20 protein-coding genes, 1 rRNA gene and 1 pseudogene (1 of these 22 cut by a window edge) are annotated in these 25241 nt (G+C 39.8%); 9 read left to right on the forward strand and 13 right to left on the reverse strand.

The window, feature by feature from the left end; genetic code table 11:
- Both ACSSS3_RS04325 and ACSSS3_RS04330 read right to left on the reverse strand, forming a co-directional pair.
- Positions 1 to 1070, reverse strand: a 16S ribosomal RNA gene (locus tag ACSSS3_RS04325); it reaches 458 nt to the left of the window's first position.
- A gap of 970 nt (positions 1071 to 2040) precedes the next feature.
- The gene (locus ACSSS3_RS04330; RefSeq protein ID WP_442846557.1) at positions 2041 to 3939 is read right to left on the reverse strand and encodes a putative porin; all 1899 of its coding nucleotides are present in this window, start codon (positions 3937 to 3939) and stop codon (positions 2041 to 2043) included.
- A 192-nt stretch (positions 3940 to 4131) separates the two neighbouring features.
- On the opposite strand from ACSSS3_RS04330, the gene ACSSS3_RS04335 reads away from it, so the two are divergent.
- A complete protein-coding gene (locus tag ACSSS3_RS04335; RefSeq protein ID WP_442846558.1) occupies positions 4132 to 4785 on the forward strand; it encodes a hypothetical protein in 654 nt (217 codons plus the stop codon).
- Between the two features lie 126 nt (positions 4786 to 4911).
- Positions 4912 to 6147, forward strand: a pseudogene (locus ACSSS3_RS04340) (IS256 family transposase).
- A 418-nt stretch (positions 6148 to 6565) separates the two neighbouring features.
- On the opposite strand, the gene ACSSS3_RS04345 reads toward ACSSS3_RS04340, so the two are convergent.
- The 3 genes from ACSSS3_RS04345 to ACSSS3_RS04355 are packed head-to-tail and all read right to left on the reverse strand — an operon-like array spanning position 6566 to position 11895.
- A complete protein-coding gene (locus tag ACSSS3_RS04345; RefSeq protein ID WP_442846559.1) occupies positions 6566 to 7363 on the reverse strand; it encodes a hypothetical protein in 798 nt (265 codons plus the stop codon).
- 12 nt (positions 7364 to 7375) lie between these two features.
- The gene (locus tag ACSSS3_RS04350) at positions 7376 to 8878 is read right to left on the reverse strand and encodes a RagB/SusD family nutrient uptake outer membrane protein (protein WP_442846560.1); all 1503 of its coding nucleotides are present in this window, start codon (positions 8876 to 8878) and stop codon (positions 7376 to 7378) included.
- Between the two features lie 11 nt (positions 8879 to 8889).
- Complete coding sequence (locus ACSSS3_RS04355; protein ID WP_442846561.1) at positions 8890 to 11895, reverse strand: SusC/RagA family TonB-linked outer membrane protein; 3006 nt, start codon at positions 11893 to 11895, stop codon at positions 8890 to 8892.
- A gap of 210 nt (positions 11896 to 12105) precedes the next feature.
- On the opposite strand from ACSSS3_RS04355, the gene ACSSS3_RS04360 reads away from it, so the two are divergent.
- The 3 genes from ACSSS3_RS04360 (at position 12106) to ACSSS3_RS04370 (ending at position 16215) form a co-directional block, all read left to right on the forward strand.
- A complete protein-coding gene (locus tag ACSSS3_RS04360) occupies positions 12106 to 12726 on the forward strand; it encodes a ribonuclease HII (RefSeq protein ID WP_442846562.1) in 621 nt (206 codons plus the stop codon).
- Positions 12727 to 12829: 103 nt separating this feature from the next.
- Positions 12830 to 15316, forward strand: a complete 2487-nt coding sequence (locus ACSSS3_RS04365; RefSeq protein WP_442846563.1) for a hypothetical protein — start codon at positions 12830 to 12832, stop codon at positions 15314 to 15316.
- 185 nt (positions 15317 to 15501) lie between these two features.
- Positions 15502 to 16215, forward strand: a complete 714-nt coding sequence (locus tag ACSSS3_RS04370; RefSeq protein ID WP_442846564.1) for a TapB family protein — start codon at positions 15502 to 15504, stop codon at positions 16213 to 16215.
- On the opposite strand, the gene lipB is transcribed toward ACSSS3_RS04370, so the two are convergent.
- Both lipB and ACSSS3_RS04380 read right to left on the reverse strand, forming a co-directional pair.
- The gene (lipB, locus tag ACSSS3_RS04375; protein ID WP_442846565.1) at positions 16190 to 16915 is read right to left on the reverse strand and encodes a lipoyl(octanoyl) transferase LipB; all 726 of its coding nucleotides are present in this window, start codon (positions 16913 to 16915) and stop codon (positions 16190 to 16192) included. The genes ACSSS3_RS04370 and lipB overlap by 26 nt on opposite strands.
- A 35-nt stretch (positions 16916 to 16950) precedes the next feature.
- Positions 16951 to 17103 carry a YqaE/Pmp3 family membrane protein gene (locus ACSSS3_RS04380; protein WP_099647169.1) on the reverse strand — a complete coding sequence of 51 codons (153 nt, stop codon included), beginning with the start codon at positions 17101 to 17103 and terminating at the stop codon, positions 16951 to 16953.
- Between the two features lie 249 nt (positions 17104 to 17352).
- Between ACSSS3_RS04380 and lysS the strand changes: the two genes are divergently transcribed.
- Positions 17353 to 19047 (forward strand): lysine--tRNA ligase, encoded by a 1695-nt coding sequence (gene lysS, locus ACSSS3_RS04385; RefSeq protein WP_442846566.1) that lies wholly within the window; start codon positions 17353 to 17355, stop codon positions 19045 to 19047.
- Between the two features lie 53 nt (positions 19048 to 19100).
- On the opposite strand, the gene ACSSS3_RS04390 is transcribed toward lysS, so the two are convergent.
- On the reverse strand, positions 19101 to 19355 hold the full coding sequence (locus ACSSS3_RS04390) for a hypothetical protein (RefSeq protein ID WP_442846567.1): 255 nt from the start codon (positions 19353 to 19355) through the stop codon (positions 19101 to 19103).
- Positions 19356 to 19479: 124 nt separating this feature from the next.
- On the opposite strand from ACSSS3_RS04390, the gene ACSSS3_RS04395 reads away from it, so the two are divergent.
- A complete protein-coding gene (locus tag ACSSS3_RS04395) occupies positions 19480 to 19971 on the forward strand; it encodes a hypothetical protein (protein WP_442846568.1) in 492 nt (163 codons plus the stop codon).
- Positions 19972 to 20046: 75 nt separating this feature from the next.
- Here the strand turns inward: ACSSS3_RS04395 and hemL are convergent, their stop codons facing one another.
- The 4 genes from hemL to ACSSS3_RS04415 all read right to left on the reverse strand — a co-directional run bounded on the left by hemL (position 20047) and on the right by ACSSS3_RS04415 (position 23503).
- Positions 20047 to 21336 (reverse strand): glutamate-1-semialdehyde 2,1-aminomutase, encoded by a 1290-nt coding sequence (hemL, locus tag ACSSS3_RS04400; protein ID WP_442847395.1) that lies wholly within the window; start codon positions 21334 to 21336, stop codon positions 20047 to 20049.
- Positions 21337 to 21338: 2 nt separating this feature from the next.
- The gene (locus ACSSS3_RS04405) at positions 21339 to 22172 is read right to left on the reverse strand and encodes a glucosaminidase domain-containing protein (protein ID WP_442846569.1); all 834 of its coding nucleotides are present in this window, start codon (positions 22170 to 22172) and stop codon (positions 21339 to 21341) included.
- Between the two features lies 1 nt (position 22173).
- Positions 22174 to 23118 carry a 1-aminocyclopropane-1-carboxylate deaminase/D-cysteine desulfhydrase gene (locus ACSSS3_RS04410; protein ID WP_442846570.1) on the reverse strand — a complete coding sequence of 315 codons (945 nt, stop codon included), beginning with the start codon at positions 23116 to 23118 and terminating at the stop codon, positions 22174 to 22176.
- Between the two features lie 64 nt (positions 23119 to 23182).
- Complete coding sequence (locus ACSSS3_RS04415; protein ID WP_442846571.1) at positions 23183 to 23503, reverse strand: hypothetical protein; 321 nt, start codon at positions 23501 to 23503, stop codon at positions 23183 to 23185.
- Between the two features lie 58 nt (positions 23504 to 23561).
- On the opposite strand from ACSSS3_RS04415, the gene ACSSS3_RS04420 reads away from it, so the two are divergent.
- Positions 23562 to 23723 (forward strand): DUF5522 domain-containing protein, encoded by a 162-nt coding sequence (locus ACSSS3_RS04420; protein WP_228229935.1) that lies wholly within the window; start codon positions 23562 to 23564, stop codon positions 23721 to 23723.
- A gap of 65 nt (positions 23724 to 23788) precedes the next feature.
- Complete coding sequence (locus tag ACSSS3_RS04425; RefSeq protein WP_442846572.1) at positions 23789 to 24334, forward strand: DUF4136 domain-containing protein; 546 nt, start codon at positions 23789 to 23791, stop codon at positions 24332 to 24334.
- Between the two features lie 45 nt (positions 24335 to 24379).
- Here ACSSS3_RS04425 and ACSSS3_RS04430 read toward each other — a convergent pair whose 3' ends face one another.
- A complete protein-coding gene (locus ACSSS3_RS04430) occupies positions 24380 to 25132 on the reverse strand; it encodes an enoyl-CoA hydratase/isomerase family protein (protein ID WP_442846573.1) in 753 nt (250 codons plus the stop codon).
- Between the last annotated feature and the right edge of the window lie 109 nt (positions 25133 to 25241).

Consider the following 25241-nt stretch of genomic DNA (forward strand, 5'->3'; position numbering starts at 1 on the left):
GGCACGAGCTGACGACAACCATGCAGCACCTTGTAATCTGTCCGAAGAAAAAGGTGTTTCCACCCCTGTCAGACTACATTTAAGCCCTGGTAAGGTTCCTCGCGTATCATCGAATTAAACCACATGCTCCACCGCTTGTGCGGGCCCCCGTCAATTCCTTTGAGTTTCATTCTTGCGAACGTACTCCCCAGGTGGGTTACTTATCACTTTCGCTTGGCCACCCAGCTCTCAATTGAGCCGGACAGCTAGTAACCATCGTTTACGGCGTGGACTACCAGGGTATCTAATCCTGTTCGCTCCCCACGCTTTCGTCCATCAGTGTCAATATATTGTTAGTAACCTGCCTTCGCAATCGGTATTCTATGTAATATCTATGCATTTCACCGCTACACTACATATTCTAGTTACTTCACAACAATTCAAGACTAACAGTATCAATGGCAATTCTACAGTTAAGCTGCAGACTTTCACCACTGACTTATTAGTCCACCTACGGACCCTTTAAACCCAATGATTCCGGATAACGCTTGCACCCTCCGTATTACCGCGGCTGCTGGCACGGAGTTAGCCGGTGCTTATTCTTACGGTACCGTCATCGTGCTATACATAACACTTATTCTTCCCGTATAAAAGCAGTTTACAACCCATAGGGCCGTCTTCCTGCACGCGGCATGGCTGGATCAGGCTTTCGCCCATTGTCCAATATTCCTCACTGCTGCCTCCCGTAGGAGTCTGGTCCGTGTCTCAGTACCAGTGTGGGGGATCTCCCTCTCAGGACCCCTACCTATCGTTGCCTAGGTGTGCCGTTACCACACCTACTAGCTAATAGGACGCATGCTCATCTTGTACCGTAACCTTTACTATATAAATGATGCCATCAATATAGACTATGGAGGATTAATCCAAGTTTCCCTGGGCTATACTCCAGTACAAGGCAGATTGCATACGCGTTACGCACCCGTGCGCCACTCGTCAGCAGAAAAGCAAGCTTTTCCCTGTTACCGTTCGACTTGCATGTGTTAGGCCTGCCGCTAGCGTTCATCCTGAGCCAGGATCAAACTCTTCATCGTAGTGTCTTATATAATATCCCACGATATAAGGAAATTTAATCACCTTCTTATCTCTAAGAAAGCTCAAAATGGTCGTTCTAGTTTTAATTCAATCCCGATATAAAATCGGGACGCGTTGTCAATTCAATATGTCAAATAACTTTTCTCCTAATATCTCAAGAAGAAATTTTCTTGCTAAGTGTTAGGGAATCGAACCCCATTTCTAAATCACCAAATCACTCTATTTCATTGTGCGTTGCTCTCTGCGAAAGCGGCTGCAAATATACAACCTTTTTTCTTTGCCAAACAAGAATAAAAATGTTAAAATTTTTACCCCGACAAATGCACATTTTTCAAGAACTTCACCGCCCTCGTTGCCGAAAAAGCGGAGGGCAAAGATACTACCCTTTTCCCTTTACTAACAAACTTTTTTTAAGTTTATTTTTTGAAGCCTTTTAATGAACGTAAAACCGTTTTTTATACCCGATTTTGGAGGCGCAAATATAGAACGATTATCTAACCCTGCAACAGCTTTACTCCACTTTTTGAAATCTTTTTTACCAAAGCCTAATTGCCAATCACTTACACCCAAAAGTTTTTTTAAAGTTTTCTAAAAACCCGGCTCTCAATCTCAAATTACTCCTGAAACAAAAAACTTAAAAACCGCGAATCCACTGATATTCCCTAAAAAAAACGTTGAAATGCAGCTTCTACCTATTTTAAATAGAAAGTTCTTTCTTATCGAAAAGCTGAAATGAGGGTTATTGGGTTATTGGGTTATTGGGTTATTGGGTTATTGGGTTATTGGGTTATTTAAAAGAAATAAAAAACTTACTATACAAGACTTTTTGCTTTTAAAAAATATCTCTCTGAAATACGGCTTAGCGATGGAGCGGCATGTGTGAGCTCTTTTTTACGACCGCAGGGAAGTGAAAAAAGCGAGTAGCGACAGCGCGGTGATTGCACAAAGCAATCAAAGCTCCATAAAAAATTAGAGAAAGAAATTCCACACCAAGCCAAAACGAAACGTAAAGTCCCTATACGGATAACCCGGAGCGCTGAAATAGTCGTTAGGAGCCACTAAAGCATTGATGTGCTCACCAATGAAAAAGATACGGGTTTGACGCACTTTCATATTAAAAAATAAATCGATCAACGGAAAATCTCCTATTTCCTCTTGGTTTTGAACGTAGAACTCAGCCAAAACCGGATCATAAGCATCCATCGTATAAGAGGTGAAGTACTTTAAGCTTAAACCCGTCTGAATAAAGAGTGCCTTTTTAAACCATTCATCCGAAAAATAAAGTGTGTTTCGCGTAATAAACTCCGGCACATTGAGGTATTGCTCCCCACCGGTTACTTTTTGATAGGCTATGGTATTATCTAGCGCAAATTTACCCAGGCGAAACTCCTTATTTACTTTTGCTTTTAGATAGGTAATGTTATCGCCTGTTTGAAAGGACTGAACTAAAGTATCCTGAGTGCTTCTGCCAAAATAGGCGTAATCAGACATATTAACCAGACTGACTGATGCGTTTAACCAGGAATCGGACTTCATATTAAAATCCAGCGATTGTGTTTTAACGGTTTGATAGGCCTCTAAGTTGTACCAATTGTAATTCTCGTAACTACTTTGATAGAGCAGGTGATTATAATTTGCGGGAGAGGCATTGATATGTAGACCTCCTGTAAATGTTGCCTTGTCTTTATACGCATAACCTGCTTCTGCATCGAGATTGTAGCCTGCAAAATCTCCGGCTACATTTAGCGCGGCTTTACCCGAAAGCTGAAAACCTTTGTATTCTTTTTTATAGGAAGCGCCTGCGGCTATGTTATTGCCTACAATTTGGTTTGGAATACGACCTGATTCTTGTATCAATACTGAATTATAACCGTACTTATAATAGGAGTGAGAAATCTGAAAACTCAATCTTCCCAGGATATTATTGGTATAAGCCACATAGGCTGTATTGTCGAATGTTTTAAGATCTGTTTTATCTGAAATGTTTTGTGTTACAAACGAGTTGCCAAATAGACTTGTCGCGGGACTGGTCTGGTCGTACTTGTAAAATTTGGTTTCGTAATTTGAAATATGCCCCAGCTCAATCCGGTTTTTGGAAAGGGTATCCTGCCGGATCAAATCGTATTTATGATTAAGGTAAAATCGTGAGCCGTCTAATATACTTTCGGCATTTTCAAAATTCACTGAGAGTACAGCTCTATCATCAAACTGGGAGTCGTCACTTCTAAAGTTTATCAGACCTTGTTCTGTGAGTCCGCCATTTTCCTGATTGAGTAAATCCTGAGCTACATAGTGCGCTTTAAGATCGTAACGTCCACTCGTATTCTGATAATTTACGGTGAATCGAAAATTACCGGTACTGGTAAGAATGTTCTGATAATTACCCAAACTGCGTAAGCCCTTATAAGCTATTGAAAAGTTGAAGCGCTTTGACTTATTCATTGTAAAAAATGCATCCAAATTCTGCCCCTGTTGAAATACACTCTTATAGTATAGTTCTGTAAGTGGAGTCGGCACATTGTAATAGTAGATGTCATCTACCTCCATATAATTGAAATGCCGTGCCCGAGCGCCAAATACAGGTAATATCTGTGAATTGGAAAAATCACGCATCAACGAGTTATAAGATTGCCCCTCATTAGAAAAGGGCAGCAACTCAAAATTATCGTTACGCAGGTAATTAAACTTGTAGAATTTCTTTATCGTGAGCGAAGTATCTACCAGGGTAGTATCATTTTCAACGGAAATGATTTTATAGAGATTGATGGGGGGGCGTTCTTGCTTTTTTTGCTGAGATCTCGGGTTCCTTTGTGAATCATCAGTGTCACCTACTCTATCCTGAGATACCCGAATTTGATCTTGTCCCAAGAGGTTCGCTGTGAATACAAGAAAAAGAAATATGATAAAGCTTAATCGCATTTAAAAAATTTGGGTCAAAAATAGGGTATTTACATTTAACCCAAATCAGTTTAATATCGATATAAAATTTAGAATTATTTTTCTTTGGACGGCCAATTGGCACAAAATTAGCTACCTTTAGTATAATAAAAATTAAATTCTATGAAATATTTATCTTTATCACTCTTTTTAATTTTGCTTTCCGGAGCAACTTACGCTCAAATTTACGACGTACCGGGCGACTATATACGCAATACCCTAAGTGGAAAAAACTCCGTACCCACAAATGTCATAGGTTCACAATATATCGATGAATCTTTTAAGATAGGAACGGTTCACACAGGTGAAAAGTCTTTTAAATCAATGATAAGATACAATGCTTATCGAGACGAATTTGAAGTTAAAAATGAATTAGACAAGATTTCGTCGCTTCTTCGACTCGAAGACAGCAGAATAGAAATAGGAAACAAAACATATGAAATATTTGAGTATATAAATAATAATGAAAAAAGAAAAGCATATTTCAGTGTTTTAAACTCTGGCATAAATAAACTTCTTCTTAAAGAAGATGTCGAGCTATTACCAGGGCAAGAGGCTCAATCAACTTACGGAACAGACAAACCTCCTAGATTTAAAGAAACTCAGTCTTATTATTTAAAACTAAATGGAAAACCCGCAGAATATATTCGCTTGGGTAAAAGGAATATTCTAAAAATCATATCAGATAAGGAATTTAAAAATTTCGTCAAGGCAAATGACCTGAATTTAAGTGAAGAAGAAGATGTAATAGAAAGTCTTGAATTTCTAAACTCCTAATAATACTATTTGGAAATAGTAGATCAAAAATTCTTCTTTAAGAAAAGTATTATCTCACAAAATGTGTAACTAGAAATAGCGGGGGGATGCCCCCGCTATTTTTTTAACTTTAAATTTTACACCATTATGAAGAAAGAGGAATTATTCAACGATGATTTTTTAAAACAGTTTAAGACGAGCGATGAGCTCAACGGTTTTTTTAAAGAACTGCAAAAACGCGGTATTGAGAAAATGCTTGAAGGTGAACTTGATGCGCATATGGATTACGATAAGAACCAAAAATCGAAGACTGGGAACACCCGCAATGGGTGTGCTTCAAAGACAGTGCGTACTTCCTTCGGGGAATCGCAGATTGCTGTCCCCAGAGATAGAGACGCTAGTTTTAACCCTATGATAGTTCCTAAGAGAGGTACTAGGGTAGACGGGATCTAGAACGTGATTGTGTCGCTCTATGCCAAGGGTATGAGCAATAGCGATATTGAAGAGCAGATACGAGAAGTCTATAACTTTGATATTTCTACATCCACTATATCCAGAATAACCGATAAGATCTCAGGAGATATTGTTGCTTGGCAAAATAGGCCTTTGGAGCCAATCTATCTTATCGTATGGTTGGATGGGATCGTATTCAAAGTAAGAGAGAACTCAAAGGTCATTAATAAGACCGTTTATATTGCGGTAGGACTTCGCAAGGATGGTAAGAAAGAAGTCCTAGGTCTATGGCTGGGCAAGAACGAATCCGCTGTTTTCTGGATGAGTGTTCTTACCGATATGCGGGCCCGTGGTACAGAAGATATCCTTATCACCGCTACCGATAACCTGAACGGTTTTACCGATGCCATCAAAAACGTTTTCCCGGAATCCAAAACCCAGATATGCGCAGTACATCAACTAAGAAACGCCTGCATGTATGTTGTATGGAAAGATAAAAAAGCCTTCACGGCAGATATGAAGGGTATCTATAACGCACCAAATCAGGCTGCGGGACAGGCAGCCCTAGAGGACTTTGCCGGTAAATGGGAAGATAAGTACTCCTATGCCATAAAAAGCTGGAGGGAGAACTGGGACGAGCTTACCGTGTTCTTTGAGTTCCCCATTGAGATCAGGAAAATTATATACACTACAAACCTGATAGAAAACCTCAATGGAAAGATAAGAAAGTACACTAAGAACAAACTCTCTTTCCAAACAGACGATGCGGTGATGAAATCCGTATATTTGTCAGTAAGGGAGGCGACCAAAAAATTATCGATGCCTGTAAAGAACTGGGGCATAATCCTAAATCAGTTCCTAACGATCTACGAAAAAAAGGTCAGACTTGAAACAAGTCAAACCCCTGTTATTTTTAACTTACACAGTTAATAGGATAGTGTCCTAATTAATATCATTTTTTAACGAGTGTATTTAACAACTCGAACCTTTACCTTTTGAGGAGTTAATCTACAATGCTGATACTGATAAAATAACAAACGTGGGTGAAATAATATTTAGGCATAATTAATAAGCTGATAATCCTATCATTTAAAATGTTTCACATCTCCATACCTTACTAAATTCGAACATAAAATCATAAATATTTACTTACAAAAACTAAAATAACAACTTCAAATTACTATAATTTATTTGAGTATGGTATCTCAAACTTCAAGCTGCTCTTCGAAAGCGTAAACAACATAAATTCTCAACCGCATTAGGTTGTAGAAAAACCGAATGGACTAAAATGAAAAAACCGAGGAATTTAAATTCCTCGGTTTTTAAAAAAATCAAAATTAGACGTTTCTTAATTACCCGTCATCACCACATCTACGGTAAAAGGACTACTAAAAATAGCTTGGGTTAATGTGAAACTAAACTCATCATCACAAGCAGAATAAGTTCCAGTACCTCCGGTATATGCAGCACCACCTCCTACTACTGTTACCGTAAAATCATCATTAATAGTAATAGTCGCAGGATATAGGAATCTATTATCATATTGACTATCTCCGGTTGCCCAAGATACAAATGTTGGTCCCCAGGCAGATGCTACCGTAAACTGGTTGTCCGTTCCTGCAACAGGAACTAAAGTCGCAGTATAAGATGGAGCTTCCTCACCAAATGCAAAAACTCTTACTCCATACTTCTCTGAAACTACAGTCGGACAATCATTATCTCTTATTAAAACGGTAGCACTCTTCTTAAATAATCCTTCTCCACCGGTTCCAATTGATAAACTCCCTCCTTCTACCAATTCAATAGTAATTTCAACATTACCATCATTATCCAGGTTATCAATAGGAGTAACAACAATTTCTTGACTCGCATCTCCCTCCGTGAATTCTAACACCCCATTTGCTGGAGTTATAGAATATCTATCGCTACCAGCCTCAGAACTAACTGTAAAATTTACGGTACCTGCAGCACTAGACGTAACTGTGATAGAAGCAGTATCTCCATCTTCGGCAACAGATGCAGAAGCACTCTCTAACTGTGCAAAAGAACTATCGGGATTATAAATCACTACCTCATCCTCACAGCTCACCAAGCCAATTGCCAGTAAGACTAAGGAAAAACTTAATATATAAATTCTATTTTTCATAATTAAAACTGTTTAGTATCCAGGATTTTGTTGTTCTCTCAATCCAGGATTAGCGTTAAATTCTACAATCGGTAAAGGAAAAGTGAATCGATAATCAGTTGCAGGAAGCGCACAAGCACCATTAAATGCACAATCTAAAGGATCTTTATCAACTCCTTGATTAGCACGCTGGCCTAAGCGCTTCAAGTCTTTATAGCGGTGTCCCTCAAAAGCGAGCTCAATTCTTCTTTCTTCAAGTATATCAGCAAAAGCTTCTTCTCTGCTTCCGTAATTTGGCAACGCTGTTGCCTCACCAAACCTAGCATCTCTTAACCTCTTGATCAACGAAGCGGTACTATTGCTAGCACCATTAAAGTTATCCTGAGCAGCTCTTGCTTCTGCAAGTATAAGAAGCATCTCAGAAGATCTAAACACCTTGAGATCATTCATTAAAGGACGACCCTCGGAACCGGGGTACTTGTTTATGACCAAAATATCATCTGCTGCGAAATTTACAGGATCAGGATAATTAGGATCTACTATTGATGATGGATGCACATTTACATCATATCTAATATCGGCAGGGTCTAAAAGATTGAAAAGACTTCTACCCATCTCAAGATAAGGTGATCCATCAATTCCTGGACCGGTAAAAGCAAAGTTAGCTCCTGCCCAACCACCTCCAATTGGAAAAGCTGTATTACCCTGACCATCGTAAGGACCGTTCAGGGTTCGCTCTAATTTAAATATAATCTCTGTATTATCCTGATCTAAAAACATCGCCTTATACTGATCACGGTTAGCAATACCATATTTATCGACAAGCTGTCTAGCAAACCGCTCTGCATCAGGATAATTCTGACGATAAGCTGCCATTCTAGCTCTTAAAGCAGTAATAAAATCTCTTCCGATAAATGTGGGGTTCTGATCATAACTTAGCAAATTAAATGCTCTACTCAGATCTTCTTCTATACTTGCATAGATCTCACCGTTAGTATTTCTAAGTAAATTTTGATCAATAGTTGGCACAAAGTCTAACAATATAACACCTAAAGCAGAATCATCTGTGTAGTCTGTGGTGAAGTATGACAACAATGTAAAGTGAGCAAATGCTCTTAAAGCAAGTGCCTGACCTACAATATCATCATAAAGATCTCTCTGATCAGCAGATGGCTCAACGATAAGAGCAGCATCAAGCAATCTGTTCGCTGCATTAAGAGCGGCATAATTTTGCACCCAAAAATCTGCAGGCGCTGCTCCATCTGGGTTTAAAACAAAGCTATATTCCGAAAGTGCCTGACCTCCGTTGTCGAAACCAATTGAAATTTCATCTGTAAACCGTGAGGCAAAGGAAATCTCTTGAGTCACATCATATCTCAGATAAACTCCGTACAAACCTGCTTGTAAGTCATCTACTGTTTGGAAGGTGGCTTCAGCACTCAATCTTCCCGGTTGATCAATCTCAATAGCATCATTACAAGAAATTAATGATGTTACTAAAATGACCCATATCAAATTAAATTTTATATTTCTCATTTTATTTTTTTTTATAGTCCTAATTCAATTCCAAAAGAAATTGTACGTGGAGTAGGATAGATTCGTGAAGTATTAATTTGAGCCTCGGCATCAAAACCTCTCCATTCGGTAATGGTGAATAAATTTTCAGCATTCGCAAAAAGACGTAGAGACGAAATTCCTGCAGGCTCTATATGACGTTTAGGAAATGAATATCCAAAACTTGCAAAACGCAATCTTACATAATCTGCACTTCTAAGATATCTGGTAGATCCGTAAACATTTACGTTAGTAGCACCCAAAGCAGGTATATCAGTTACACGATTATCTGGAGTCCAGGCACGCAAAATATCTGTTGAAGTTCTAAATTGCCCAATATTATCTCTATTCTGGAATCCTGCTAAGTCATTATCAAAACGATCTACGCCAAATGTATAATTCCATTGGGTTTGAAGGAAAAATCCCTTATAGTCAAAATTCATATTAAAACCACCATTCCAATCCGGATAAATATTCTTACCTGTCCAAACCCGATCAGTATCGGCATTTGGTGTTTCAGTAACCTCGCCATCAGCAGTGTAAAACAACACATTACCGTTTGCAGGATTAACCCCAGCATAGCGTATAGTATAATATTCAAACAAAGGACCTCCAACACGGCCAGTACCAATTAATTCTGTATCACCACCAGGTAATTCAAGAATTTCAGTTTTATTATAGTTACCTAAAACAGCAACATTCATATTAAAACCATCAACACCACCTCTTATTACGTCATAATTTATATTAAAATCAAAACCTTTATTACCTAGACTCCCTACGTTCGCATTAAGGGCTGTCTGCCCGTTAATAGCCGATATTGGGGTGCTTTGAAAAAGATCTTGAGTTTCTTTATTGTAAACATCAAAAGAACCTCTTAAACGTCTGTTGAACACCTCAAAATCAACACCCACATTGGTTTGAGCTACAGTCTCCCATCTTAATGTTGTATTACCTATTTGACTTAAGAAAATAGAATTCAGACCCGCATAACCGGCACCGGTAGCAAATAAGTTAAGATATAAGTCTGGAGCGCTGAAGTAAGTATCTCCTGAAATCCTTTGGTTACCAGAAGTACCATAAGAAGCCCTTAGTTTTAACACATCAAAAACACTGTTTTGCATAAACCTCTCGTTACTAATATTCCATCTACCTGCAATAGAATAAAAAGTAGCCCATCTATTACTTCCTGAGAAACGATAAGATGCATCCCTACGTATAGTACCAGTAAGACCGTATCTAGCAGAATAGTCATAATCTGCTCGTGCAAAATAAGAGAATAAACCAGCATTTCTTCTTAGGGCAAATGCATTATCAGCAAAGAAATCATTTTGACCATTATCAGCCACATAACCTGCACCATCTCCAGGAGAAAAGGTTTTGGGGTCCAAACCATTAGCCTCAGCTCCAAACTGACGAAGGTGAGCCTTAAAATATTCAGTAAAGAGACCCAAATCAAATGTGTGCTCCCCAAACGACTTATTGTAGTTAAGAGAAGTTACCTGGTTATATGAAAAAACACGTCTCGTTTGTTGAAACTGCGAACCCGCCAATGGGTTTGCCGCTCCACCAAAAAGCAATGCATTAAAGGAGTCTGATGCTTCTGACGTAGTCAATACCTCATTTTGATAATCAGCACTTAACACAACTCTAGCGGCAATATCATTAGTAATTTTATAACCCGCCGAGAAAGAACCAATTAATTTAACCTCTTCATCTTCTCTGGTGTAAGTTCTCAACCTATCAATAATAAATAAAGGGGTATTTCTAAATAAAAGAGGAGAAGTTAACGAAGCACCGTCTACATAATCATCTGGACTAATATATGGAACAGACTGATAAGCAGCTAAAATAGGGTTTCTGTTTATACCAGACGTACCAATGGACCCATCCTCGTTTGTAGTTGAGAAGTTGATACTAAAATTGGATGAATAATCAAAACGATCATTTTCACTTCTACCTGACAAATTGTTTCTAATATTGAAACGCTGAAGACCGGTATTCTTCAAAATTCCTTCTGCATCATAGTATCCTAAAGACGTAAATTGGGTTGATTTAGAACCACCACTAGAAAGGTTTACAGTATTATTGCTAATGTTTGCAGTTCTAAAAAAGTAGTCAGGCCAGTCTGTGGTTGAATACCCTGCAATCTCAGCATCAGTCAAAGTAGAACCCAACCCAGAACCAACCTGTTTCTCTAACCCAAGCTGCTGCTGAGAGTTCATCAAATTGTAATCATTATCTTGTAAGGTGCTAAAGCTATATATGGAAACTACATCAACCCTTAGCGGCTGCTCGAAACGACCTTGTCTTGTTTCAATAACAATAACACCATTAGCACCACGGTTTCCATAAATCGCCGTAGCACCTGCATCTTTCAACACTGATATCGAAGCTATGTCCTGAGGGTTTAAACTTCGGAAATTATCCTGATCAACTGGAGCACCATCGATAATGAATAACGGCTCTATATTACCATTTATCGAGTTAATACCACGTAATATTACCGTTGAATTTGAACCTGGTTGACCGGAGGCAGTACTGATATTAAGACCTGCCACCTGACCCGACAAAGTCTGGACGAAACTTGCGTTAGGCCTGTTTTCTATTGATTTTGCAGAGACAGTTACTGATGCAATGCTTGATTTCTCTTTTGTTGAAGTTCGGTAACCTTGAACAACAACCTCTTCAAGTACATCTGCATCCGGTTCCATTGAAACATTAATGACAGATTGCCCCTCTCCTATTTTCTTTTCTGAATTCTTCAACCCAACAAAAGAAAAAACCAAAGTCTGACCCACATTAACATTAATAGCATAGTTACCATCAAAGTCTGTTTGCGTTCCTTGGTTGGTCCCCTTAACAACAACGTTAACACCAGGTAGAACAACGCCATCCTGATCCGTTACTGTTCCGGAAATTTTGTTTTGCTGCGCAAAGGCAAACTGCATCATAAGCAGAAATACCGATGCAAAGCACCATGTAATTTTTGATTTCATAAATTTATTTATTTGAATTAGCCGTCGCAAACATCTTAAAACTTTTAATGAAATGCAACAATAATCTTAATGCCATCTTAATTTAACATAGCAAATCTGTAAAATTTTACCACAACGCCGTTTTATTTTACTGAAAAACCAAGGTTTTTACAGGAACTCTAAAAAAAATTCATTGACTGGTCTCAGACTAAAAATCCTATTTTAGAATTAATGATTATATTTAATCCGATGCCTTTAACACTATTATCCCAAACATTGCTAACCGAATGCGGTACAGATGAAGCCGGAAGAGGATGTTTAGCAGGCCCTGTTACTGCTGCAGCGGTAATTCTGCCGGCAGATTTCAACAATATGTTTATTAATGACTCCAAGTTACTCTCTGCAAAATCCAGAGAGCAACTAAGGGAATTGATTGAAAATGAAGCTGTTTCCTATGCCGTTGCCCACGTTTTCCCAGAAGAGATTGATAAAATCAATATTCTAAACGCTTCTATTCTGGCAATGCATAAGGCTATCGAAAAGCTAAATCCTCAACCAGAACACATTCTCGTTGACGGCAATAAATTCAAACCCTACAAATCTTCCTCACACGAATGCATCATCAAAGGAGATCAAAAGTACCTGTCTATCGCAGCTGCTTCTATTCTAGCAAAAACAGAACGCGACCGCTACCTAACTGATATGCATAAAAAATTTCCTCAATATAACTGGAAAAAGAACAAAGGCTATCCTACAAAAGAACACCGCCAGGCCATAAAGGAATATGGTACAACTCCCTTCCATAGAAAGTCTTTCAGGCTTTTGCCCGAACAACTGAGTCTTGATTTATAAACCTATCGTACTTTACACTTACATTTAATGCCATTAGAATCACCGCCGCTCCAATTTACTTTTTAATTTTACCTGCGTCTCACAAAAGCACAATTTTCAAGAAATGAGGAATAGTATTTGGGTAATTATCATTTTAAGCGTTTTACAAAGTTGCACCAGCCACCCGGAGACCGAAACAGATCTCATACATCTCATTCCTCAAAAAACTGCAGCGATTCTGCGGGTTCCTAAGTGGCAGGATTTGAAAAACAGCCTGCAAAGTGCAAAATTTTTAAAATCTGTCTCTGAAACGCGTTTATATGAAGAACTCGACCAAAAACGAAACCTTCTAAATTATTTCAACCCCGAAAAAGAATCCTATATAGCCTGGATTGCTCTTGGGGATGATGATTATGACCTTGCCTTTATAACTGAAGCGCACAAAAACCTGCTGCCCAAAGATTCTTCTTTTACAAAACAGCTCAACAACTATGATTATGAAGGGGTAGCTATAAATCACATCAAGATCGACGATCAGGAGATTTACTTTATAACCAATGATACGTATCTTCTGGCCAGTACATCAAAACTAATTCTCGAAAACGCGGTGCTTCAGGCTAATTCCGGTCGAGACCCCGAAGACACCTCGCTGAAGAATATTTTAAAAACCAGTTCTGCTCAAAGCCCCAACCTCCTTATTAATGGCTTTTATTATAAGTCGTTATTCAGAGATATTTTTGATCATCACCGTTTTCAAAGCTCTAAAAAGTCTTTTGACTGGTTGGGCGTAGATCTTGATATAGAAACAGATGCTGTAGAACTCAGTGGAGTGCTTCAATATTCTAAAGACTCCGATCAAAACGCACGCCTTTTTGAAGGCTTAAGTCCGGCTACAACAAATTTTGAAGGCCTTATCCCAATTTCAGCGAGAGGATATTCCTATTTTAATTTTCAGGATTGGGAGGTTTACAAATCGAATCTGGCAGAATACCGCGGTGCATTACTTAAAGATTTCAAACTTCCGCTAGATGACTATATGCAATATGCTACCGGAGTAGGAAGCCTTCAGCAGGAAGATGATGTAATTGTTTTTTCTGAAGTTACAGATGCAGAACAAGCCGGGATTTCGCTCCAGACCATTTCCGGCGAAGCCGAAATATTTAGAGAATACCCCATACGCAAGCTCAATGACTCTACCCTTTTTCAAACCGCATTCAGAGAACTGCTTAATCTACCCGCGCTTGAGTACTATATTGCTCTGGATGCTCATTTTTTCTTTGCTAAATCAATAAATCAGCTTAAAGATCTAACCGCTAATTATCAAAATGGCGCTGTTCTAAATAATGACCAGACCTATAAACAATTTAGAAAAAACCTTAGCGACACCTACACTTTAGAATACTATACAAACACCAGTAAAACCGCTCAATACCTGGATCAAAAACTCAGTAAAGAGCACGCTAAAGGCCTAAAACATATCGACCTCAAGACCTATCCGCATGCTGCCCTGCAGTTGAGTGCCTCTGATGATTATGTTTATATAAACGGGGGGATTTACGAGACACCCGTTTCCCAAAAGAAATCACAGGTTGTTCAAATCGCAAGTATAAAACTGGACAACGATTTGCTTAACAATCCTCAGCTTCTTAAAAACTACCGTACCAAAGGTCAGAATATTTTAGTCCAGGATGTTTCAAACACCTTATATCAAATAAATCAAAGCGGAAAAATCGACTGGAAAAAAGAGCTTGACGGACCTATTCTTGGCGCAATTGAGCAGGTGGACCTCTATAAAAACGGAAGACTGCAATACGCATTTGTAACACCACACCACTTCTATGTTATTGCAAGTGACGGCGTCATTGTACAACCCTTTGACATCAACTACAAAAACACCCTCACTCAACCTCTTGCTGTATTTGATTACGATGGAAACCGGGATTACCGTTTTGTAATCATCCAGGATAACGTGGTGAGTATGCTCGACCGGGAAGGCAAAAATGTAAAAGGCTTTAAATACGAGAAAGCTGAAGCCCCAGTAAACGCAAAACCACAACATCTGCGCATAGGCTCAAAAGATTATCTCATTTTTCCCTTGGAAAATGGAAAACTAAAAATTCTGAGTAGAACAGGTGACTTAAGGGTAAATGTTGCTGAGAAATTCAATTTTTCAGGAAATCCTATCACTACTGAAAAATCTGACTTTGTTCTTATCGAAGCAGACGGAAGCAGCGTTTCTATTTCGCAAAGCGGAAAAGTCACACGAAAAAAATCAAATTCAGGTACCGAAACCCTCTTCGATCGGGGCGGAAGTATAACAGCCAAACTGGTAGGAAACGTGCTCACTATAAATAATGAGAAAAACGAGCTTGACCTAGGCATCTATAGCGGACTTCACGTATTTACCTACGGAACCTCCTCGTATGTTGCATTAACAGACTTACAAACCAATAGAGTCTATTTGTACGACGCAAAAGCTAATCTTCTTCCAAATTTTCCTGTTTATGCAGCCTCAAATGTTGATCTCGCACATTCCGGAAACGCTAAAAATCTTCTGCTTACTTGCAAAGGTGAGTCAGACAGCGTACTTATTTACCAAATCAACCTGTAAACACAACTTACTGAAAGTTAATCTGTTAAATTTAAAATTTCCATAGGTATAGTTAGAAATAATATTGTATTTTCGATACGTACAAGCATTTCCCCTTTTCTGATTTAAAAGCTATTTTCTTCCCCTAAAGCTTTTTTCAGATATGCTGTAATTCCCTTTTTGTTTAAAAAGAAATACAGCCAATTATGAAAACTATTTTTAACCTGCTTGCTTTCGTATTGATTCCTCTATTAGCTAAAGGACAATCACAGGACCTTACTACTGATGTATTTTCAAATGTTTCAAACCTTAGCTACACCACCTACAATGCCGAAAACCAAATTACTTCGGAAACCTTTTACCGGGTCACTTCAAGCTTCAACACATTAACAGGCAAAAAGATTATGCTACTCGCTGACGTAAAACCCTTAGAGGATCCGTCACATTCAACTTATAATTACCTAGAACAGGACTCACAGTGTATGACACTGGGTATTAAAAACATACTGCCGGGCTATATGTTTGATGCCTATAGCAACATGCAACTGAACATAGAATCGGGAACTTTTGAAATACCGGTCGATTTCTATCCCGGCCAGCACTTGCCTGATGCACAACTCACTATAAGTTTAAGGGTTGTGCCTATTGTACACACTTTAGAATACACGCTTAAGAACAGACATTTTACAAAAAGGGAGGTTCTGAACACTTCAGCGGGTACTTTCGAATGTTTTGTTGTAGAATCTATAACTCATATCACTCCTCAAAGTGATGAAGACGGCAGACTAAAGCAATGGATTGCTCCCGGCATCGGTCTTGTTAAACAAATGCATTATACTAAAAATGGCGAAATGACCGGATTGACTCTTTTAACAGGAATCAATACTTCTGAAACTAATTCGGGCTTTGTACAGAATTAAGGTTTACGAATTCGGCTTCAAATAGAATTTTAAAATGCTCAAGCAATTTTTGCTTCACTTCAGCCTCATCCACCTGCGCTTTACCCAACTCAACATTAAGTGAGGTAACCGCTTTCTCTTTAATCCCACAAGGAACGATATTATCAAAATAGCCCAGATTTGCATTTACATTAAACGCAAAGCCGTGCATAGTTACCCATCTGCTTGCCCTGACACCCATCGCGCAGATTTTGCGGGCGAAAGGAGTGTCTACATCAAGCCAAACCCCGGTTTCTCCCGGAGACCTTTCGGCTTTAATGCCATAGTCAGCCAGAGTAAGAATGATCATTTCCTCAAGCAGACGCAGGTATTTATGAATATCTGTAAAGAAATTCTCCAGATCCAGAATAGGATACCCCACAATCTGCCCGGGTCCGTGATAAGTAATATCCCCTCCCCGATTGATCTTATAGAAGGTAGCCTTTTTAGCCGCGAGCTGTTCTTCGCTAATAAGCAGATTACTTATATCCCCGCTTTTACCCAAAGTATAAACGTGGGGATGCTCTACAAACAAAAAGTAATTGGGCGTGGGATGATTGGTCTCTTCCCTTCGATTTTTGATCTTCAAATCCAGAATAGACTTAAAAAGCTTTTCCTGGTAATCCCAAACTTCTTTATAGTCCCTGTTTCCTAAATCTTCAAGTTGTATCTGCTTATTCATACTGCAAAGATACGATTCCTGGAAAGAGACCTGCTTTACTTTTTATTCACAATGACCAAAGCTGCGATAACTCCCGGAATCCAGCCGCAAAACCATAAAACCGTAACGATAAGAATAGAACCACAACCCTTGTCCAACACCGCAAGAGGTGGTAGAAAAATTGCGATTAAAGCTCTAAAAAAACTCATTTTAAATTTGATTGATGATGATTGATGTTCCTATAAGTGTAAAATTATAAGCTTTCGTTACAATCATTGATTTCTAGACCCTGAGTTGCTATATTTGCCAGCCTAATAAACTAGCTAGAAACAAGTCCCCGGAACATTCATTTGAAAACAAACTTTTAATTTCGGGTCAAGCTTGTGGGCATTTTGCCCTTTAGCGCTGCCAATAAACGATGCGAGCATTTATTTTAATTGCTTAACAAAGAACGAAATATGCAACTTTCAGAACAGGAACAAATACGCCGCGAAAAACTTGCCGAATTACGCAAACTAAACATCAACCCTTATCCTGCAGATTTATTCCCTGTAGATCATACCGCTACCCAAATTAAAAAGAATTTTGAGGAAGGCAAAAAGGTGATAATTGCCGGTAGATTAATGTCGCGCAGAATTCAGGGCAAAGCCTCTTTTGCCGAGTTGCAGGATTCTACGGGTCGTATTCAGGTGTATTTTAACCGTGATGAAATTTGCCCCGGTGAAGATAAAACCCATTACAATGACGTTTACAAAAAATTGCTGGACATAGGCGATTTTATTGGTGTTGAGGGCGATCTTTTTACCACTCAGGTGGGCGAAAAAACCGTAATGGTTAAAAAATTCACCCTGCTTAGTAAAGCCCTAAAGCCTCTTCCTCTGCCTAAAGTTGACAAGGACGGGAACGAGTTTGATAAATTTAACGATCCTGAGATGCGTTACCGCCAGCGGTATGCAGACCTCGTCGTTAATCCTAAAGTGAAAGAAGTTTTTGTAAAGCGCACCAAGCTTTTTGCCGCGATGCGAAATTTCTTCAACGATAAGGGCTATTTTGAAGTAGAAACGCCAATTCTTCAGTCTATTCCCGGAGGTGCTGCTGCACGTCCATTCATTACACACCATAATGCTTTAGATATTCCGCTTTACCTGCGTATTGCGAATGAACTCTATCTAAAACGTCTTATCGTAGGAGGTTTTGACGGGGTTTATGAGTTTTCTAAAAACTTCAGAAATGAAGGCATGGACCGTACCCACAACCCGGAGTTTACGGCAATGGAAATCTACGTGGCCTACAAAGATTACAACTGGATGATGAACTTTACCGAAACACTGCTCGAGCATTGCGCGATGGAGGTTAATGGTACTACCGAAGCTACCTTCGGGCAACATAAAGTAGATTTTAAGGCTCCGTATGCACGAGTTACGATGACCGATGCCATTAAGCAATTCACAGGCTATGACATCACCGGAAAGAACGAAAAGGAGCTGCGCGAAGCTGCTCTTGGCATGGGTCTTGAAGTTGATGAGACGATGGGTAAAGGCAAGCTTATCGATGAGATTTTCGGTGAAAAATGCGAAGGTAATTTTATTCAGCCTACGTTTATAACTGACTATCCCAAAGAGATGAGTCCGCTGTGTAAAGAGCACCGCGAAAACCCGGAATTAACGGAACGTTTTGAGCTGATGGTTTGTGGTAAGGAAATCGCAAACGCGTATTCAGAATTAAATGATCCTATAGACCAGCGCCAGCGTTTTGAAGAGCAACTTAAACTGGCTGAAAAAGGAGATGATGAAGCTACCGAGTTTATCGATCAGGATTTCTTAAGAGCCCTGGAATACGGTATGCCGCCTACTTCGGGTCTGGGTATAGGAATGGACCGTCTGATTATGTTTTTGACCAACAATCAGTCTATTCAGGAAGTTCTGTTCTTCCCGCAAATGAAACCCGAACGTAAGAAAGTAGAGCTTAGCGAAGAAGAAAAAACCATTTTTGCGATCCTTAAAAAGGAAAAATCTATGGCACTTGATCAGCTTAAAGACGCAAGTGGTCTCAGCAATAAGAAATGGGATAAAGGCATTAAAGGCCTTACCAAACATAAACTTGCCAAAGTAGAGAAAGAAGGTGATAATCTTGCCGTCTCTGTGATTGAATAAGTTTAAAAAAAGCAAAACAACTAAAGCCTTTCAGTCAACCTGAAAGGCTTTTTTTATTGATTAAAGATAGCGGTTAAAATCCCGATGCCGCCTGCAAGAAATAAAAAGCCAAGAACGATAATCAGTACAATTAAGGCAATAAGCAATTTACCTTTTGCCCATTCCTGTAAATGCAGATTTTCACTACTGCTAAATGCCCAAACCAGAAGCATTATAAAACCGATAATGGGAATGCTTGAAATAAAGATATAAAGCGCCCAGCGCTTAGCTCCCAGATTGTTGTTGGGTTGTGAATAGATTTGATTCATAAGATTAGGTATTTATCTATAAGTAAGCCCAATCAGGTAAACGTTACAAAAGATTACGGATTTTCAGATTTAAACCTTTTTAAAATCCAAAAGTCATAAGAACATAATTTAAACATTTAGAATCATGAAAAAATTAGCTTTAATCCTTACGATTTTGGTAAGCTGCTCGGTTTTTGCACAGCAAGACGGGCGACAGGATCGTATGAAAAAAATGATGGAAGCCAGCCCCGAGGAAATGGCCGATATTCAAACCAAGCGTCTTACTCTGGCTCTCGTTCTTGACGACAAACAGCAGAAAGCAATTTACGATCTGGAACTGGCAGCAGCCAAAGAACGCAAGGCGCATTGGCAGGAACGTGCCGAGCAAATGAAAAACGGTGAAAAACCAGGCGAAGAAGAACGCGCAGCAATGCGCGAAGCGCGTAAAGATCGCTACGCTGCAATGCTCGACAAACAGATTGCACATCAGGAAAAAATGCAGAAAATCTTAAACGAAGAGCAATTTGACCAATGGCGCAAAATGAAAGCAAAGCAGAAACAGCGTATGAGTATGCGTGATGGTAAAGATGGCGAGCGACCTGATGGCCGCAGAAGAAATCACCACGAAGGCAAATAACCCCGGTTTTATGTCAAAAAAGAATCCCCTTCGGTTTGATCGAAGGGGATTTTTAGTTTATTCAAAGCTATAAAATTACTTCAGACCGGGAGCCACTTTAGCTACCGCATTGATGGTTTCGTCCAGATCCTGGTAGGTCAAGGCATCGGTGATAAACCAGGTTTCATAAGCACTGGGTGCGATATAAATACCTTCTGCCAGCATGCCGTGAAAGAATTTTTTAAAAGTATCTGTAGCCGCGTTTGCAGCACTAGCAAAATCAGTCACAGGTTTTTCAGCAAAATGAACAGATATCATAGAACCCAATCGGTTTATGGTATGCACCACACCATTTTCGGTGAGTACTTTTGCCATTCCTTTGTGCAGGTATTCGGTTTTTTCTTCAAGACGCTTGAAAATCTGAGGATCGGAGTCTAATTCCTTCAACATTGCCAGACCGGCCGCCATCGCCAGCGGATTTCCGCTTAAAGTCCCCGCCTGATACACGGGACCAACAGGCGCCAGGTAGTTCATAATTTCGTTGCGTGCAGCAAAGGCTCCCACAGGCAAACCGCCACCTATAACTTTCCCGAAGGTTACAATATCAGCTTGCACACCCATCAATTCCTGCACACCTCCCGCGGCCAGTCTAAAACCGGTCATCACCTCATCAAAAATGAGCAGGGTGTCGTGCGTATCGCAGAGTTCCCTCAGCCCTTCCAGAAATCCTTCGGAGGGAGGAATACAGCCCATGTTTCCGGCAACGGGCTCAATAATGATTGCTGCTATTTCATGTTCATTAGCCTCAAAAAGCTTTTGAACTTCCGCCAGGTTATTATACGGTGCAAGCAACGTATCTTTTGCCGTACCAGCAGTTACTCCGGGACTATTTGGGGTACCAAAAGTCACCGCACCACTACCCGCCTGAATCAAAAATGAATCGGAATGCCCATGATAACACCCGGCAAACTTGATGATCTTATCGCGGCCGGTAAACCCGCGTGCGAGGCGTACGGCGCTCATACAGGCTTCGGTACCGCTATTTACAAAACGTATTTTATCAATACCCGGCACCATTTTTACGGCAAGTTGTGCAATTTCGGTCTCGATTTGCGTGGGCATACCGAAAGAGGTTCCTTTCTGAGCCTTTTCAACCACAGCATCAACAACAGGTTTATAGGCGTGACCTAAAATCATAGGCCCCCAGGAGTTGATATAATCGATAAGGCGGTTACCGTCTTCATCATATAAATAAGCACCTTTAGCTTCTTTCACAAAAATGGGATCGCCTCCCACGGCCTTAAAAGCCCGTACCGGAGAGTTTACTCCGCCGGGAATTACCTGTTGTGCTTCTGCGAAAAGTGAGCTGCTTCTTTTATAAATCATCATTAAAATCCGTTATACTGTGGGGTAACATTCAATTGTTGCCCAATGCTTATCGTGTTATCACGCAAGCCGTTATTCTTTTTCAATTCGTCTACAGTCAGGTTATACATTCTGGAAATACTGTAAAGCGTTTCCCCTTTTTTGACTGTATGTAGAACCACCTTATCAGACGGTTCAGGTTTAAATTCTTTAATCTTTGTGCCTAAAACTTCGGCGTCGTAATTATACATCGCATAACGTTCTATAATAGCGATAAGTTTTTCCGGGTATTTGGGATCTGTGGCGTAACCGGCCTTACGCAAACCACGGGCCCAGCCTTTATAATCGTCGGGATCAAGTTTGAACAAATCTGCATACCGACTTCTTCCGGTTAAAAACAACGAATGATCGCGAAAAGAATATTTAGGATCGCGATACTTCCGGAAGCACTCCCCCTTTTCATCATCATCGTGATAGACCACTGCACCGGTCCAGTTATGGCATTTAATGCCAAAATGATTGTTGGCTTTTTTGGTAAGATTACCATTACCGGCACCACTTTCTAAAACCGCCTGGGCCATCGTGATGCTTGCGGGAATTTTATACAGGCGCATTTCTTCTTTTGCTATGGGTGCAAAATGCTCGATATAATCTTCTACTTTATTGAAAGGCGCATATTCATAAGCCCTTTCTGTTTCTTCGGTTACCGCTGCAGGTGCGCTTTCTTTCTTGGTAACAGGCCGTTCTGTAGCTCTGGATGATCTGACAGTTACTTTACGTTTTGACGCTCTTTTGCTTCCGCCGCAACCCGCCAGTAAAATACTTAATACTAAAAGTGCAATTATTTTTTTGATCATTCTAGATACTAATTGTAGATCGTCCCTGTTTTTTAAGCCTTTCATTCATTCCCGGAATACCTTGCAGGCCTCCGGTATGAACGGCAAAAATACGGGTATTTTTAGAGAAATACCCATTGCGGATAAGATCTGTCAAACCATACATCATTTTGCCCGTATAAACAGGATCAAGCTGAATGCTTTGTTCTTCTTTAAACCTATTGACGAAATCAATTAATTCATCAGAAGTTTTTGCGTAACCCCCAAAATGGTAATCAGGTATCAGCTGCCAGTTGGTTTTTGAAGTGTATTTTTTGATTTCAGTCTCTAAAAAATCTCCTTTCAACGCCGGGAAACCCAGAACCTTTTGATGCGGCAAACTGGCCTCAATAATACCGGCGATTGTGCCACCCGTGCCCACTGCGCAGGTGATGTAATCGTAATCAGCTGTTGTTTCATCAAGTATTTCCCGGCAACCTTTAATAGCGAGTTCATTCGTACCACCTTCAGGAATCTCGTAAAAGGTGCCGTATTTAGTTTTTAAGCTTACGCGAAAGGATTCCGTGTGTTTTTCGCGGTAGGCGGTTCGGTTTACAAACTCAAACTGCATCCCGCAGTCGTGTGCAAATCTCAAGGTAGAATTCTTCTGAAGCGTTTCGTCTAAATTATGACCCAGCTCTTCCCCCCGGATCACTCCAATGGTTTTTAAACCAAAAAGCTTTCCGGCTTTTGCAACGGCGGCGATATGATTTGAAAACGCGCCTCCATAGGTTAGTATTGAATAATGCCCCTCTTCAAGTGCCTGAAGCATGTTGTATTTGAGCTTTCTAAACTTATTCCCGGAGACTTCAGCATCAATCAGATCTTCCCTTTTGAGGTCAACTTCAACACGATTATCATAGTAAACTGTGTTTAAAATTGAGTTTACGGGTGTTTCGGGAAATGTAGTGGCGCTCCAGATTTGCATAATTCATTAAGTTAAAAACTGGAAATGCCAGCCAGCTTAGATACAATAAATAGCGAAAATCAATTTAAGATTTTAAAAAACCCCAAAATCTTCGCTTTTCTAAATACGTAAAATCGGCTTCAAACTTATAAGCCTCTCGTTCAAAACAGATGGAGCGATAGGCTTTTTGTTTGGAATAGCCTTTTAGCAGATAATACAAGTACTCGGTTGCATACCAAATATAAAAAGGAACCACGAGCAATTCTGCCTGCTGTCTTAGATGAATGCGTTCATGGTTTATAAAAACCAGATCCCGCTTCAAGCGTTCTTCCCTTACCAAAATAAAAGGCCAGAACGCACAACCTGAAAATCGCTTAAAAAGTTTTGGAGCGGTGATACAAATCATTAACCTAGTTTTACGCAGAGATACAAAACTTATACCTTTTCTTTCGTAAATTTAAATCATGACACTTTTTAAAAATAAAGTTTCTATAGAAGAAGGAGATTATTATCTAACACCCGAAGGATATCGATGCTTTACGGAGCAGTACCATCTAAAAAGAGGCTACTGTTGCAAGAGCGGTTGCAGGCACTGTCCTTATGGTTTTGATAAAACCAAAGAATAATCTGCAATTGGTACAATTATTGTGCCTTTAAAATTGCTTTTCTGTCGAATTAAAAAAATATACTTATGAAAAATTTTAGACCCTTTTTGCTTTTAGCGCTTGTCGCAATGCTGGCTTCCTGCAGCACGGTGCGCGTATCTTCAGACTATGATCAATCAGCCAATTTTAACGAATATAAGACCTTTGCCTTTTTCAAACCCGGTATTGACAAGGCTGAAATTTCTGACCTTGATAAAAAACGAATCTTACGTGCAATTGAAGATAACCTTCTCGCAAAGGGATTTGTGAAATCTGAAAATCCTTCTATGCTGGTAAGCATCTTTACTACCGCTCAGCAGCGTGTAGATGTTTTCAATAATTACGGCTGGGGTGCCTGGGGCGCCTGGGGTCCTTGGGGTCCTTGGGGCGGTGGTTTTGGCAATACCGTGTCACGCACTACCGAGGGCACTTTGTACATAGATCTTATTGACGCTCAAAAGAAAGAACTGGTATGGCAAGGTCAGGGAACCGGTTATCTGGCCCGTGATGTAGAGCGCAAACAAGAACGCATCAACGAGATTGTGGGAGAAATCATGCAGGAATATCCTCCTAAGAAAATGGCTTCTAACTAAAACAGAAGTCCCAAAACTCAAAAAGCCCTCAAATGAGGGCTTTTCTTATTTATAGGATTGCAATTTCTCTTTGGTAAACGCAGAGAGCACTAATTTCCCACTCGTCTCTGCACGAGCTTTGAGAATATCCTGCCAGGCCTCTGTACCCTCCCAAAAAATCTTTTTAGCTGCTTTTAAAGCTTCAGGATTGTAACCAGCCAGATGCTTTGCTAATTCCGATACACGCTTATCAAGGGCTCCATTCGATTCCAGAACCTCTGCAAAAAGTCCGTTGACTTTCGCCCATTCGGGTGTGTAAAATTCCTGCGCGTTTAAGGTCATTTGTGAGAATGCTGAAAGGCCCATTTTACGTTCTACAGCAGGCCCTATCACAAACGGACCAATACCTATACTCAGTTCGCTCAGTTTAATACTCGCATACGTACTTGCTAAACAATAATCTGCTGCCGCCGCAATACCTACTCCGCCACCAACAGTTTTACCCTGAACACGAACAATAACCGGCTGCGGGCAATTGCGCATGGCCAGGATCACTTTGGCAAAACCCATAAAGAAATCTTTGCCCTTGCTTTCGTTGTCAATCGCAATCAATTCGTTAAAACTGGCTCCTGCACAAAATGTACGATCTCCCCCACTTTGCAAAATAACTACATTAACGTTCCTATTATCTGCCACTTCATCAAGCACCGTCTTAAGACGATTTAAAATTGCCGTAGGCAAAGCATTGTGATGCGGTGTAAAAAAAGTGACCGAAGCTATAGTATCATTAATATCAAGATTAACAAATGAGTCTTGCATAAATTTTATTCAGTAAAAGTGGGTTCTTATTGGATAATCTTCAAATTTAGCTCTAAATTACGTATTGTTTCTCCGTTGAGAAAGAATTGAGGAAATTCCGCTTAAAAAT

Origin of the sequence: Leeuwenhoekiella sp. H156 (assembly GCF_052218455.1) — a bacterium.
GTDB classification, from domain to species: Bacteria; Bacteroidota; Bacteroidia; order Flavobacteriales; family Flavobacteriaceae; genus Leeuwenhoekiella; species Leeuwenhoekiella parthenopeia.